Genomic DNA, 14,522 nt, shown 5'->3' with positions numbered 1-14,522 from the left:
ATATAATTTTTTAATGTTTCGATAATATCTTCATTTTCTTTATGCTTACTTATTTAGTAGTAGTTTTATCAAGACATGTTTTATGTATTGTACAGCAACAATCTATTTCCCATCCTTTTCTTCGGGATGTATAACTTTTTTCTTGCTATTTTTTCAAAATGAATGCAGATAGTACTCATAAAATTAATAGAGTTATTTTTCTAATTGACAAAAAAACTATCCTTTTATTTTCTTACTTTCATTTTCTCCGGCTGATCACTCGGATACGTAGCATTCTCTTTATTTTCAACGTCCCAACTAATTATAGTCGCACTATCACGTCCCAACTGATGATGCACGTGTTCTAAAACATTGTGAATATTTTCTTTAAGTGTTTTATCATTTCTGTTCATAGCATTATACAAATTTACAGGTATTTCATATCGGCGTTCCCCGCATTCTAATACTCCATCTGTCACCATTACAATTCGGTTCTTTCCAGTACGTAATTCACGAATACCTGATGAATAGCAAGGAACAGGTAAATCAAATGTGTTTACATTTCCAATCCATTCGTAAAAATGACGTTGATTTAATGCATATTGTCCTAACTTATGTAACTCTTCATGAAATACATACACTAAACAATCACCGATAGAAAGCCACCATATATAATTTTCTTTCCTTACACATAGTAAGCAAGCTGTTTCACCTTTAATTTTTTTGCACTTTTCCTTAAATGAAGATGCCTGAAAAATTGTCAGTATATGATTTTCAACAGATTGAAACACTGTATTAATTGGTTCATTCAAAATTACTTTTATATTTTCATATTCTTTTTCGATTGTATTTACTACTAAATCAACACTTTCTGCACTATTATGTCCATCTAATATAGCTGCAAATTCCCATTCGCCATTTGACCAAACTAATGCACCATCTTCATTCTTTTTCGCTCCAGCACTTATATTCCCACCATATTTACCAAGTACAATATCACCATATTGTTTAACTGAAATTTCTCCTAAACACATTTCTATATTTCCAACCCATGAATATTGTGTATTATTTTTTGTATGCATACTCATTTACCATATACTTTCGTATTCTTTCACATAGTTTTTTTATTTTCTCTTCGTCACCATATGGTGCGCCAGTCCATTTCGCTATCTCGGTTGGTGACCAAAACTCTTTTGGTGTATTCGGATAACGCGGAATAATGTGCATATGCATATGTGGTACACCGTTTCCTGAAACAAAAGTGTAAATATGCTCTGCACCTTCGCTTTCTTTTAGCGCTTTACTTACTCTACTTGTTATAAGTCCGAACGCTTTCGCTTCTTCATCTGTTAGTTCAGCAAGGCCAGGTACATGTCTTTTTATATCTATCATTACATAACCCAGGTATGTTTCTTCACTATCCCAGTGGACATGTCCAACGTAAACGAGTTCATCTTCGTAAATAGCTCCACCTGGAACTATAATATTTCCTATATGTTTTTTGCAAATGAAACAGTTTTGTTCTATTTGATTGTTTGTTGACATATCCATCACCTTCCTTTTCATATATAATATCACAAAAAAAGGAAAAACAGGTTTAGTATTCCGAATTTTCATTCTTTTGATACAACAATTTTTGAAATGAATTTACATCTCATTATTTCTTCAAAAACGCAATCCCAATTATAATCCCAATCACAATTCCGATTACTAAATTATTTGTAAAGTGCCCTTGAAATACACCAATTACAACTCCTATACCGACACCTATTGCCAAAGCATCATTTCTTTTTTTATTTTTAGCCAAAATTACATCTCCTCCCATCATTTCTCCCTAAATAACATACATTTACTTGAATGTATTAATATAAGGACTATCTCGCTTAAATATTTCCAAAAAATGTACTGTAACTTCACATATAATATTTTCCATTTTCTGTACATACTCCTTTTATATTGGAAAATTTTCAAGTAACTATTAATTATACATAGGCATTTACTATAAGAAAGCTTCGTAATTTATTGAAGGAGGAACGATTCAAATGTATCCTCATTGGAATCCAAATATAAATCAACAGTATGTTTATTCCCCTCATCCCGCAAGGAATACATTGCATCATGATTCACAATATATGATGCAGCGTATTGCAAGTCTTGAAAATCAATTAACTAAATTAATCTCATTAATCGAGGAAAATAATCAATTAATTAAATCAATGGAACAACAAAAAACCAAGTTTGTGCGCCAGCTGGAGGTTCTGTTATCGTTCGTATGTGATCTGGATGCAATAAAAAACACACTTTGTATTATAAAAGTGTGTTTTTTATTCATTATTTTCTTTTCGTATGGAACCCTTGTGTAATTCGATCTAATATAATTGCGATTACTACGATAGCTAATCCAGCTTCAAATCCCATTCCGATATTAACTTGTGTTACAGAGCGATATACATCAACTCCAAGTCCTGGAGCTCCTACAAGTGATGCTGTTACAACCATCGATAACGAAAGCATAATGCTTTGGTTCACACCAGCCATAATCGTTCCGGTTGCAAGTGGTAATTGTACTTTAAATAGTTTTTGTGATGCTGTGGATCCAAATGCATTCGCTGCTTCAATTAAATCTTCTGGAACTTGTCTAATTCCTAAGTCAGTAAAACGAATTGTCGGTGGCATTGCAAAGATTACTGATGCAATAATTCCAGGTACTACACCTACTCCGAAAAATGTAATCGCTGGAATAAGGTATACGAATGCAGGCATTGTTTGCATAAAATCTAATGTTGGTTTTAAAAATTTTGAGAAACGTTCATTTTGAGATGCTAATATACCAATTGGAATTCCGACAATAATTGAAATAATAACAGACGTAAGTACGAGTGCCAATGTTTGCATCGTTTGTGCCCAGTAGTTAATATTCAAAATAAATAATAATCCAATAAGCGTAAAAATGACTAAAGATAATTTCCTCGTTGTGTACCAAATGAGGAAACATAAGATAATAATCATCAATATGGCGGGTATTATTGTTAAAAAATTAGTGAGTAAATCAACAAATCCGCCAATAATATAAGAGAATCCTCGGAATAAGCCTTCAAAGTGCTCATATAAACTTGCAACAAATGAGTCGACCCATTCCCCTAATGGAATCCGCGGTATACTATTCATCGTCTTTCACCTCTTCCTCAATGTTTCCTGCAAGAGCTTGAATGACACTTTCACGTTTAATAATTCCTCTTAGCCTTTTCTTCTCATCGATTACTGGTAACGGATATTTCATCTCTGCCATTTTTGCATATGTCTCTTCCAGTAAAGTATCCAAATACACATGCGGAATATCATTAAGTAATAAATCAGCAATCGGCCACTGTTTTTGTACTGCTTTACTCGCATCATCCGCAGTTAATATACCTAAAAACTCATACTTTTTGTTTACAACATATACAGTTGAAACACCTGCATTCCTCATAATTTGAAGGGCTACACGAGGTCCACGATCAATTAATAAAGTTTCTGGTCGTTTTAAAATAGACTCCGCCGTAATTACTTTTCCTAAATTCACATCCGCAACAAACTTTTCTACAAATTCATTAGCGGGGCTCATCATAATTTCTTCTGGTGTTCCAATTTGGACGATTTCTCCATCTTTCATTAATGCGATACGATCTCCAATTCGAAGCGCTTCGTCTAAATCATGCGTAATAAATATAATCGTTTTTTCCATTTTATCTTGTAACTCTAACAATTCATCTTGCATTTCTTTTCGAATAAGTGGATCTAATGCACTGAATGACTCGTCCATTAGTAATACATCTGGATTATTCGTTAGTGCCCTTGCGATTCCAACGCGCTGTTGCATACCACCACTAAGTTGACTTGGGTAATTATCTTTATGATGATCGAGTCCTACTAACTGTAGCGATTCTAACGCTTTTTTCTCTCGCTCTTCAACCGGAACTCCTTGTATTTCTAAACCATATGCAACATTTTGTATAACTGTACGATGCGGAAATAGAGCGAATTTCTGAAATACCATACTCATTTTCGTTCTTCTTACTCTCCGTAACTCTTCTTTTCCCATCGTTGCGATGTCTTCACCATCTATGTATATATGACCTGCAGTTGGTTTAATCAATTGATTTAACATACGAACTAGCGTAGATTTCCCGCTACCAGACAAACCCATAATAACGAAAATCTCTCCAGAGTAAACTTCAAACGTTGCTTTTTTCACCCCAACGTTCATTCCTGTCTCTTTTAAAATTTCCGATTTACTTTTTCCTTCTTTTAATAAGGAAAGGGCCCTTTGCGGATGTTTCCCGAATACTTTTGTTACGTTTTCAACACGCACCTTTGTATTATCCATGTCACTACTCCTTTTCTACCCATCTATTCACATAGTGTTGCGATTTTACCAAGAAATATTACATAAAAATGACATTCATAAGATTTCTTTAAAATTCTCGTTTCCGTTCATAATAAGAATGCTTACTTATACATTTATTTTATAAGGCAAACGTTACTTAGGAGGTTTTCGATGCGAAAGAAAATTTGGTTTATATGCCTTGCATTATTTATTACTATGATTTTCACTTCATGTAATGCAACAAATGCAAATTCGAAAGGAAAAATTAAACTTGGTGTAACAAGTTGGAAAGAAAATATTGCAACCGCAAACATGTGGAAAGTTTTATTAGAAGAAAAAGGCTACAAAGTTGAGCTCATGTATTTAGAAAAAGCCGCAATTTGGACTGGTGTCGCTCGTGGTGATGTTGATGCGAATTTAGAAGTATGGCTACCAGTTACAGATAAACCGCTAAACGATCGTTATAAAGATGATATTGTCTTAAAATCAAAATGGTACGAAGGTACTGGACTAGGTTTAGTCGTCCCTTCTTATATGAAAAACATAAACAGTATCGAAGATTTAAATGCTCATAAAGATGAACTAGAGAATAAAATTGTCGGTATCGAACCCGGTAGTAGTCTTATGAATTTAACGAATAAAGCAATGAAAGAATATGATATAAAACTAAAACTTGTCCAATCCTCTGAAGCTGCGATGATGAGTGAACTAAAGAAAGCATATACGAAAAAGAAACCAATCGCTGTTACGCTTTGGAATCCGCATTGGGGCTTTTCAGAATTTGACTTAAAATATTTAAAAGACCCTAAGAAAGTATATGGTGAAAAAGATGACATTTATTACTCTGTTCGTAAAGGTTTCGAAAAAGACCATCCGGATATCATAAAATACTTTGACAAATGGAAGATGAACGATGAACAGCTTGGTACATTAATGGTCGAGTTAAATAAAACGAAAGATCCCGAAGAAGCGGCGCGAAAATGGATTAAGAAGAATCAAGCGCTAGTTGATGAATGGATAAAAGATTAATAAAAATAGGCTAGAGGGTTAGCATATCCTCTAGCCTGTTTTTAACTTATTTTTTCGTAACAACGTTATCTACAATCCCATATGCCTTCGCTTCTTCTGCAGTCATAAAATAATCTCTTTCTGTATCATGTGCTACTCTTTCAATCGGTTGCCCCGTTTTTTCTGCAATCATTTTATTAATATCATGCTTTAACTTTAATATTCTTTTCGCAGTTATTTCAATTTCTGTTGCTTGCCCTTGTGCACCACCAAGCGGCTGATGAATCATAATTTCACTGTTAGGGAGAGCAAACCGTTTTCCTTTTGCCCCTGATAATAATAACAATGCACCGAATGATGCCGCAAAGCCCATGCATAGCGTTTGCACATCTGGTTTAATTAAATTCATCGTATCTAATATTGCAAAACCTGCTGTCGTTGAACCGCCAGGGCTATTGATGTATAAGAATATATCTTTTTCTGCATCTTCTGCTTCTAAAAATAATAATTGCGCTACGACACTACTCGCTACTTGATCATTAATTTCTGAGCCGATAATAATAATGCGGTCTTTCAATAACCTTGAATATATATCATAGGAACGTTCTCCTAATTTTGTTTGTTCTACTACATATGGAATTGCATTCATTTTAAATCCCTCCAATACTTGTTATGCTGCGTAAAGCATATAACTGTAGGAAGAAGGGTTTTTCACATTAAATAATAAGACTGGCTGTTTAGATGGTAACTTAGTAAAATCTATTGTCGGAAGAAGCTTCGTTAATAATTCCGGTCTTTCCTCACGAATAGATGTTACAACAACTTCAATATCCTCTGTGAATTCGACTATCTCAATCCCTTCTTCACTTACAGTTTTCAGCCTATTTCTACTCCGAAATAAAGAAGCTTTCACTGCACCTTCTGATACAGAACACACTTTAGCAATATCAGCGATACTATATTGAAAAACATCTTTTAATAATAAAATTGCGGATTGCTGTACATTTAATGAAGACAATACTTTCCCTACCATTTCATGCAAATCTGCAATGTTCTCATGTGGTTCTTCAAATGTGATTTGTTCTCTTATTTTTTCATGAACAGACTTAGACTTCATCTGATCTAACCAACGATTTCTTGCTATTTTATAGACGAGTGTCATACAAATATCTTTATTTCTATATTTTTGAAGCACTTTACACACTGTTTCTTGGGCGAGATCTTCCCCATCCCATTTGTTTTTCGTTAAAAAAGTACAGTATCTTTTTAACTCTCCATATTGTTCAATTAAAAAGTTTATATTTGAATGATTCGTATTGATATGATTCTTTAAAACATGAGTTACTTTTGTGCACAAAATAACCACTCCTTTTCAGCGCTTACTTAATAAACGATTCAACATTAAAAAAAGTTACGGGGATATAAAAAAATAATGTTTATGTTCAATAATTCGCGGTCATAAATATGTTATGTACAATTTTACGTGAGGAGGAACAAATTTGCCAAAATTAACAATTGAAGGTACGGGAACTTTTGATGTGAAAGAAGGAACAAAGTTAGTATTAGCAATTGAGGATAGCGGTGTCAACATTCTTCATCGTTGCGGCGGGAATGCACGTTGTACAACTTGTAGAGTAGAAATACTAGCAGGTGATTTCTGTGAAGCGAGTGCGAATGAGAAACATGCAATGACGGAAAAAGGAATTGAAGATCATTTACGATTATCTTGTCAAATGCGTGTACATAAAGATATAGTCGTTCGTCCGGTACTTACAGTTGAAAATTCAGGTCTTGATGCTGGGCCACGCCCGGCGGAGTAAAGTGATGAATTTAAAACAGCTCGCTGGCGAATATGCTGCTAACTTTGTAAATGATGGCATGAAAATTGGGCTTGGTACAGGTTCTACTGTATATTGGACAATACAAAAATTAGGTGAACGTGTAAAAGAAGGATTATCATTTCAAGCTGTACCGACATCAAAGGAAACTGAAGCATTAGCACAGCAACTAAATATCCCCCTAATTTCGTTAAACGACGTACAAAGCCTTGATCTTACAATTGATGGAGCGGATGAAATTGATTCAAATTTACAACTTATAAAAGGCGGTGGTGGTGCATTACTTCGTGAAAAAATCGTTGCCTCTTCCTCTAAAGAACTAATTATCATTGCTGATGAATCGAAATTTGTAACACATTTAGGTAATTTTCCATTACCTGTTGAAATCATCCCTTTTTCATGGAAACAAACCGAAAATAAAATTCAGTCTTTAGGGTGTCAAACCACATTACGTTTGAAAAATGATGAAACTTATATAACCGATAACAATAACATGATTATCGATTGTATATTCCCTAATCATATTTCTAATCCTGCCCATTTGCACACCCAATTAAAAATGATTACTGGTGTAGTTGAAACAGGGTTGTTTATAAGTATGACGAGTACAGCAATTATTGGTACTAAAAATGGGATAAAGAAATTGTAATAAAAGCTAACTTTTTAAAGTTGGCTTTTTAGTATGTTCTTCTTCTCTTAATAGTGCTTTATTATGATATACTAGGAAAACGCAAACTGATTACACTAGAAAGGACTGAACATTTTGCAATCCAAACTTATAACAGAACTTGCTGATTTAGAAACTGCCTTTCATATTCGAAAAGAAGTATTTGTAAAAGAACAAGGTGTCCCTCTTGCAGATGAATTCGATACATTCGATGAAATCGGAGAGCAATGTAAACATATTTTAGTTTATTATCATGAACTTCCTGTAGGCACAGGTCGTATACGATTTGTTGATGGTGTCGGAAAATTAGAACGTATTTGTATTTTAAAAGATTATCGTACATACGGATTAGGTAAAGTCATCATTCAAACGTTAGAAGAACTTGCTCGTAACGAACAAGTTACGAAAGTTAAACTACACGGTCAAACACAAGCTGAAGGATTTTATAAAAAATTAGACTATGAAACTTCTTCTGATATATTTATGGAAGATGGCATTCCGCACATACTTATGACGAAAATGTTATCATAATAAAAAGGGTAGTATATGAATCTTATGTATTCATACACTACCCTTTTTTATTAATAGAAAAGTGAATTCTTAAGATTACCTTTTGCATCAAAGCCCATCATCTCTTAGTTCATACCTAAGTAAAGCTTACACTGTTTTCCATAATGATAATGCATAAATCCAGTTTGGATCACCATTTCCTTGATAACTCTGGACTGCTTCATATACTTTTCCTTCGTGTAGAACTCTATCTCCCTTTTTATATGCTTTTTTTGCATCCCACGCTTCATATGAAGCACTTTCGGTTTTTGTAGTAATTGTGAATATATCACTCTGTACGGATTCATTTCCAGCTACATCAACAGCTTTCACTACATATTTATAAGTAGTATTAGCGAGCAGATTTTTATCCAAATAAGAAGTTGTATTGGATGTTGCAATCTTTTTCATTGATCCTTCTGTTTCTCTATAAATATCATAATGGTCTACACCAATATTATCGTCAGATGGACTCCACATTAAATCCACACTTGACGCTGTCGTTCCCATACTATGTAATCCTTTTGGTTGTGTTGGTGCTTCTGTATCAGGAGTCTCAACTGTCGTTTTTACTGTAAGCGCTGTACTTTCTGTCGATACATTGCCAGCTGCGTCAATTGCTTTTACAGTATAAGAGTATTCTGTACTTGGTTGTAACTTCTTATCAATAAAATGAGTCCCTGGTACTGTATCAATCATCTCTCCGTTACGGAAGATTTGATATCCTTTTACCCCTACATTATCCGTAGAAGCGTTCCATGTTAGTTCTACACTATTCGCTGTTACTTTTTGCGTCTGAAGTCCATTTGGAATACTTGGTGCTTCTATGTCTGGTTTCACATCATTAATAAGATTAACATCAATTACATTATAGAATGCATTTGCTGTATCAGCTACATCCCATACTGCTAAAATCACATGATATCCACTACGATCAGTAGGTACATTGATTTTATGAGTTAAATTATTTGAAGCTGCAGAACCATCATGTTGTACAGTTCCAATTGGTTCGAAATCTGCTCTTGTTAGCGCTTTATTTGGATTCCATCCTTTTTTAGTAATATAGTAATGCCACTTACTCGTTAAGTGAGGCGCAGTATACTTCCAAGTAAATGTATTTTCCCCACCAGTGATTGTATTTTTAAACCAACGATTTTCTGTTTGTTGATCTAAAATACCACCAAATTTTCCGCCTGCTGAAGCAATTTGTCCATCTACTGGACCACCTTGTGGGAACCCTTTTGGAGCTTCTAAACTTTGTGGTTCATACATAACACTTCCACAGTTTACATTTAGCGCACCATAAGTTGGACTACATAAAGCGGATCGGCTACCGGGCTTTTCAACAAAACCGTGCGCATAAGCATTTTGAGGAATAAGTGTCGTACTAATAATTCCAGCTGTTAATGCTACAACTCCTAAACTTTTTTTGTTCATTTTCATATTTTGTAGTTGTTTTAAAAATCGATTATTCATGTTCATGTCCCCTTCTTGTTATACTTTGTAGTGGAATGTGGGCTTTGATGTAAAAGAATAACAAGAGACAAACTTGTACCGATGTATGTGTTAATTATGCATACACCGCAGTGAAAATATATTTTTTCCTTGTGAAATATTTCACTTTATGAATATATCATGACATAGAACTCGCCTAAGCATGTGCAGAAGTTGTGCAGAAACAGTGAAATTATTACTAACATATAAAACCACATCCTGAAATCATAAATTAAAACTTTAATTAGTTGGGTTTTTACGGTCGGTTAATACGGGATAAAATAAAAGTGTGCAGCAGAAATTGTAGACTTAGTTCTCAAAATTCACATTTAGTATTTTCATTTTTTCCATTTAAACAATTCTTCTCTTCCTACAACAGAAAAGTGTCTATATCATTTAATATAGACACTTTTTTCATGTATAACTTTATATTTATTACTGACCTACAAATGTAAAAATTTCATCAACAGCTTCCTTATATCCACCCGATGTTCGGAATGATTCCTTCAAATTCAAAGCAGCCTCTTTATATGAAGGGTTATTTAAAATTAACTCCACACTTTCACGCAATTTCTCCACGGTTAATTCATTCATATGTAATTGAACTCCTGCTCCAAGACTCTCCACTTGCTTTGCAATTGCTGGCTGATCTGCACTTTGCGGTATTACAACGAGCGGAACCCCGTTATATAATCCTTCATGCGTACTGTTCATCCCGCCGTGTGTAATAAATAGTTTCGTATAAGTAAGCAGTTCGGTTTGAGGCACATAGTTTTTCACAATGAAGTTTTTAGGGATTTCGCCTAGATCACTTATTTTTGTTTTATTACCAATAGACATAACAATTGTATGCTCACTATTCTCAAAGGCCTTCATACACAGTTTATAAAAGTCAATCGCTTCATTAAAAACAGTACCTAATGAAATATAAATCGGACTTTTTTCTTCAATTGAAGTAAAATCAACGTCTCTGTTTTTCATTTGTGCAGAGATAGATGGTCCTACAAATTTATATGTTTCATCAAACGTATCACCAAAAGGCTGAAACTCCTTAATTGTATACACAATAGTAAGAGGTGCAGGATTACAGAAAACTTCATACGATGATTTTATTTCAACACCATATTTTTCAGCAATTCCCTTCGTTAAGTTTTGAAAATCATTCTGTATTTTATCATGAATTTCTACTGGGATATTTTTTGACAGATGACCTAACATTTGCTCAAAAGATTTTTCATCCTGCGCAAAAGATGTACATGAATTTATAGATGGCAATTTAAGAATTTGAGCAATTAAGTGCCCACAGCCAAACATAGAATCATGAATTATGTAATCAAAATGTTCACCTTCAATTTGTTCTAGAACACTAGGTATAACAACATCTGCTGTATGTAGAAGACCGTTTATTCTTTCCTGTAAATAATTTCTGCCTCCAGATAGAAACGCTTTTATAAATTTTTGATCGTCAATCGTTCGTACAGTAGCACCTGTCTTCTCAATTCGTTCCCTAAAAGCTTCTATTGAAAAATAAACGACCTCTTCACCACGAGAAATCAATTCTTCTACAACTTGTAAAGTTGGATTTATATGTCCTTCTGATCCAGCGTTAATAAATAAAACACGCGCCATAATAAACACTCCTTACGTTAAATCGTTTCTATGTTGGAAAAGTACGGATTCTCTCCATACTCTTTTCTTAGTTGTTCGTATCATGTTCCTACTAAATTGATCTAGCAAGTCTAAAACCGAGATCATCTATATGAAATGTAGGATGGCTTCGACGACGACAAGTAGCGCCGCACCCTCTCGCTGTTTCAGCCCAACTACCACCACGAAAAATGCGGTATGATCCGTACACTGTTTCATCATACAAATCATAACACCATTCCCAAACGTTCCCTAGCATATCATAAAGTCCCCATGCATTCGGTTCTTTTTGGCCAACGTCATGAATCTCTCCATTTGAATTTTCATTATACCACGCTATATCATGAAGTTTCCCGTATGTATATCCGGTTGTACTTGCTTTACATGCATATTGCCACTCTGCCTCACATGGTAATCGGTAGCCATTTGAATCTAAATTACATTTCACAATTTGACCACCATCACTAATAGAATAATATTCTTTTAATCCCGCTATTTTTGAAAGTACATTACAAAACGCAATGGCATCGTTCCATGAAATATTTACAACTGGTTTATGATTTTTTTCAAAATTATTTAATGTGCTATTTGTAATAGCATCATATAGTTCGATTGTTACAGCATACTTTGCAAGAAGAAATGGTTGAATTTGTACTAGCCATTCTTTTTTTATTCGATCATCTCTTAATACTACCTCTCCAGCTGGAATATTTACCATTAATGAATCGATTGTTTGAATTAAATCATTAGTCATTTTCTATTCCTCCAAACGTTCATTTTATATGAATTTATAGTCATATACTCATTACAAAATACAATTTTCAAAAAGCGTTAAATTTTTCATAATAAAAAACGATTAGTTTAATTAAACTAATCGGTAAGATCCAAAAAAAATTGTTGTGTCACATTCTATTATTATATGTGCTCTAAAAATTTCCGAACCTCATTTGGAGATTTTAAAACAATAACCTTTTTCTCTTCGGACAATTGCTCTAACCCTTTTAAAATTGTAGGTCGTTTAGCATTAGGATATTTCCATATCCATTTAAAAAATTGCAAATTAAATCTTTCTTCACATCCCGCGCCCATATCTGGTCTTGTTTTATTCCGGTATTTTACAATTCTTTTAAACGCACGATAAATACAAATTGTTCTATGAATATCAAGGAAGATAATTGTATCAGCTGCATTCAGTCTGATATCCATCGTCCCGCCATAATTCCCATCAATAATCCACTTCTCATCTTTAATTAAGTTATTTTGAACTGCTATTTGTTCTTCTCTCGGAACACCTTCCCAATTCGGTTTCCAAAATAATGCATCAAGATGATGCACCTTAATATTTAATTTATTTCCTAACTGCCTTGCTAATGTAGATTTTCCTGAACCACCAGAACCAATTAATATTATTTTTTTCATACCTTTACGATACATTCTATAACTTCTTCAATAGCTTCCTTATTAGCAAAAATCCAGAAGAACATTTCTTCATTTAACTTTAATAAATCTGGTAACTGGACAAAATAAGCAATAAAGATAATTTGAATTGAAAGCATAACATACCAAATAGCTTTTAGTTCTTCTTTCGTTAAATCATTTTGTTTATAATAACCTTCAAAGACTTTGCTAACGATATGTAACCATTTCCCTCTTAATCTTTCATTACTAAATAGCTCGCTTAATACACTTGTACAGCAATAACATAAATCAAATATTTTTACATTATTTTCTAAAATCTCAAAATCTATAAACCCTTCCAGTTTATCATCTTTAAAGATTACATTCGATAGATGCATATCACGATGAATAATTTGTCTCGGTAATGAATGGACCGTTTCCTTGAAAGCTGCGTGCATTCGCTCCATCTTTTGAATTACCTCTCGATGAACATACTCATTCTTTTCTAAAATCGGTATAGCCCATTCAAATACCATCTTATATAAATCTCTTTTTATTAACTCATGGTCACTATTCACCGAATGTAATGCTTTGTGCAGATTAGCTATTTCTTCTCCAATTGTACTTGCTAGCCTTTCCAGCTTATTCGTATCTTTTATTTCTAAAACACTTCCGGCAACATACTCATATAAGCAATAATATTTTTCTTTATATAATACATATTGTTCATCATTTTCTGTCTTTACTACTCTCTGTACTTTAATTCCCTTTTCATACAGTTGCTTCAAAACATCGAATTCAACTAGAAGTTGCTTTATCGATCCCGTTCTCTTTAAAATGTACTCTTTATTCTTGCATAAAACCTTCGCTACTTTTGGTTGCATTACAGTAGCTGTGACATGTTCATTTCGAAACCAAAGCTTTGCAATTTCCAGTGCTTGTTCCATTTACAAATACCCCTTTTACAATTCTTATTTCTTCCGAAAAATAACCTCACACAGTATTCCCACTCCAACACCAATTGTATAAGCCACTACATCACTCCACAAAAAACCGTATCCCAACACGAGTCCCCCCAAAGTCGTTGCACGAATGCTATCTATCCATTCCGCATGATACAATTGGCTCGCTTCAATTCCGTAGCAAAACATTAAACTAATAAAAGCCAACTTCTTCGTCTCTGTTTTAGGAAACAAAAATCCAAAGCCAGTGAAAATCATTAATGCCCATAATGCATCACCTAAATAATCATTTAATAGATGTGGTAGTGCAAAAGCAAACTTTCTTGAGCTAAGACCTAAAATAATAACAACTATAGTAAATAGTGCATATACTACTCTATTTCGTTTCGTATTCATTTTAAAGTCTCCTAATATGTAATGTAAAACTGTAAATAGCTAGTAAAACAAAGTTATTTTACTAGCTATTTATTGATTGCTTTTATGATAAGAAAATGTGGATTCATATTTAAATAATGATATGATTTTTCGCTTACTTCTTTCATTTTTTCAATTGCCTTCGGTTCCACTATCTCTTCTAATACAAAATAATTTGTAGTTTCATTTAGATCGGAAGA

Annotated in this window: 17 protein-coding genes and 2 pseudogenes; 5 read left to right on the top strand and 14 right to left on the bottom strand. The window is 33.6% G+C overall.

The genetic code is table 11. The annotated features are described in order from the left end of the window. Positions 1-224: 224 nt before the first annotated feature. From ACQGSG_RS21040 to ACQGSG_RS21030, 3 genes are all read right to left on the bottom strand, one after another. Positions 225-1,061, bottom strand: a complete 837-nt coding sequence (locus ACQGSG_RS21040) for a PP2C family serine/threonine-protein phosphatase (RefSeq protein WP_135238445.1) — start codon at positions 1,059-1,061, stop codon at positions 225-227. Continuing rightward, on the bottom strand, positions 1,045-1,545 hold the full coding sequence (locus ACQGSG_RS21035; RefSeq protein ID WP_003284488.1) for an HIT family protein: 501 nt from the start codon (positions 1,543-1,545) through the stop codon (positions 1,045-1,047). The genes ACQGSG_RS21040 and ACQGSG_RS21035 overlap by 17 nt, the downstream gene beginning before the upstream one ends. A gap of 91 nt (positions 1,546-1,636) precedes the next feature. Continuing rightward, positions 1,637-1,804 (bottom strand): hypothetical protein, encoded by a 168-nt coding sequence (locus ACQGSG_RS21030; RefSeq protein ID WP_000508470.1) that lies wholly within the window; start codon positions 1,802-1,804, stop codon positions 1,637-1,639. 217 nt (positions 1,805-2,021) lie between these two features. On the opposite strand from ACQGSG_RS21030, the pseudogene ACQGSG_RS21025 reads away from it, so the two are divergent. Continuing rightward, a pseudogene (locus ACQGSG_RS21025) lies at positions 2,022-2,257 on the top strand (hypothetical protein). A gap of 53 nt (positions 2,258-2,310) precedes the next feature. Here the strand turns inward: ACQGSG_RS21025 and ACQGSG_RS21020 are convergent. Both ACQGSG_RS21020 and ACQGSG_RS21015 read right to left on the bottom strand, forming a co-directional pair. Continuing rightward, on the bottom strand, positions 2,311-3,147 hold the full coding sequence (locus ACQGSG_RS21020; RefSeq protein WP_001084760.1) for an ABC transporter permease: 837 nt from the start codon (positions 3,145-3,147) through the stop codon (positions 2,311-2,313). Next, positions 3,140-4,345 (bottom strand): quaternary amine ABC transporter ATP-binding protein, encoded by a 1,206-nt coding sequence (locus ACQGSG_RS21015; RefSeq protein WP_000370606.1) that lies wholly within the window; start codon positions 4,343-4,345, stop codon positions 3,140-3,142. The genes ACQGSG_RS21020 and ACQGSG_RS21015 overlap by 8 nt, the downstream gene beginning before the upstream one ends. 171 nt (positions 4,346-4,516) lie before the next feature. On the opposite strand from ACQGSG_RS21015, the gene ACQGSG_RS21010 reads away from it, so the two are divergent. Further along, positions 4,517-5,374, top strand: coding sequence for a glycine betaine ABC transporter substrate-binding protein (locus ACQGSG_RS21010; protein WP_001227619.1), 858 nt, complete (start codon positions 4,517-4,519; stop codon positions 5,372-5,374). A 46-nt stretch (positions 5,375-5,420) separates the two neighbouring features. Here ACQGSG_RS21010 and clpP read toward each other — a convergent pair whose 3' ends face one another. Continuing rightward, positions 5,421-6,002: an ATP-dependent Clp endopeptidase proteolytic subunit ClpP gene (gene clpP / locus ACQGSG_RS21005; protein ID WP_000991611.1), complete on the bottom strand. Its 582-nt coding sequence runs from the start codon at positions 6,000-6,002 to the stop codon at positions 5,421-5,423. 21 nt (positions 6,003-6,023) lie between these two features. Beyond that, positions 6,024-6,710: an RNA polymerase subunit sigma-70 gene (locus ACQGSG_RS21000; protein WP_098295468.1), complete on the bottom strand. Its 687-nt coding sequence runs from the start codon at positions 6,708-6,710 to the stop codon at positions 6,024-6,026. Between the two features lie 142 nt (positions 6,711-6,852). Here ACQGSG_RS21000 and ACQGSG_RS20995 point away from each other — a divergent pair, with 142 nt between their 5' ends. The 3 genes from ACQGSG_RS20995 (at position 6,853) to ACQGSG_RS20985 (ending at position 8,389) form a co-directional block, all read left to right on the top strand. Next, positions 6,853-7,173 (top strand): 2Fe-2S iron-sulfur cluster-binding protein, encoded by a 321-nt coding sequence (locus ACQGSG_RS20995; protein WP_001125395.1) that lies wholly within the window; start codon positions 6,853-6,855, stop codon positions 7,171-7,173. Positions 7,174-7,177: 4 nt separating this feature from the next. Further along, positions 7,178-7,840, top strand: coding sequence for a ribose 5-phosphate isomerase A (rpiA, locus tag ACQGSG_RS20990; protein ID WP_001049987.1), 663 nt, complete (start codon positions 7,178-7,180; stop codon positions 7,838-7,840). A 114-nt stretch (positions 7,841-7,954) separates the two neighbouring features. After that, complete coding sequence (locus ACQGSG_RS20985) at positions 7,955-8,389, top strand: GNAT family N-acetyltransferase (RefSeq protein WP_001190864.1); 435 nt, start codon at positions 7,955-7,957, stop codon at positions 8,387-8,389. Between the two features lie 126 nt (positions 8,390-8,515). On the opposite strand, the gene ACQGSG_RS20980 is transcribed toward ACQGSG_RS20985, so the two are convergent. The 7 genes and pseudogenes from ACQGSG_RS20980 to ACQGSG_RS20950 form a co-directional block, all read right to left on the bottom strand. Then, positions 8,516-9,883, bottom strand: coding sequence for a lytic polysaccharide monooxygenase (locus ACQGSG_RS20980; RefSeq protein ID WP_001065165.1), 1,368 nt, complete (start codon positions 9,881-9,883; stop codon positions 8,516-8,518). 453 nt (positions 9,884-10,336) lie between these two features. Further along, positions 10,337-11,530 carry a macrolide family glycosyltransferase gene (locus ACQGSG_RS20975; protein WP_325843133.1) on the bottom strand — a complete coding sequence of 398 codons (1,194 nt, stop codon included), beginning with the start codon at positions 11,528-11,530 and terminating at the stop codon, positions 10,337-10,339. Between the two features lie 91 nt (positions 11,531-11,621). Next, entirely contained in the window at positions 11,622-12,302 is a 681-nt protein-coding gene (locus ACQGSG_RS20970) for a formylglycine-generating enzyme family protein (RefSeq protein ID WP_044584535.1), read from the bottom strand. A gap of 161 nt (positions 12,303-12,463) precedes the next feature. Further along, positions 12,464-12,967 carry a DNA topology modulation protein gene (locus tag ACQGSG_RS20965; RefSeq protein WP_325843136.1) on the bottom strand — a complete coding sequence of 168 codons (504 nt, stop codon included), beginning with the start codon at positions 12,965-12,967 and terminating at the stop codon, positions 12,464-12,466. Further along, positions 12,964-13,893 (bottom strand): phosphotransferase enzyme family protein, encoded by a 930-nt coding sequence (locus ACQGSG_RS20960; RefSeq protein ID WP_000434098.1) that lies wholly within the window; start codon positions 13,891-13,893, stop codon positions 12,964-12,966. Before ACQGSG_RS20960 ends, ACQGSG_RS20965 begins: the two co-directional genes overlap by 4 nt. A gap of 24 nt (positions 13,894-13,917) precedes the next feature. After that, positions 13,918-14,304, bottom strand: a complete 387-nt coding sequence (locus ACQGSG_RS20955) for a DUF2809 domain-containing protein (RefSeq protein ID WP_001093461.1) — start codon at positions 14,302-14,304, stop codon at positions 13,918-13,920. A gap of 65 nt (positions 14,305-14,369) precedes the next feature. Then, positions 14,370-14,522 (bottom strand): annotated as a pseudogene (locus tag ACQGSG_RS20950) (class I SAM-dependent methyltransferase); the annotation flags it as partial.

The organism is Bacillus sp. GMa5/1, from assembly GCF_050172015.1.
GTDB lineage: Bacteria > Bacillota > Bacilli > Bacillales > Bacillaceae_G > Bacillus_A > Bacillus_A cereus.
Note: the sequence above shows the minus strand (reverse complement) of the source record. Positions and strands in the feature narration are given on the sequence as shown.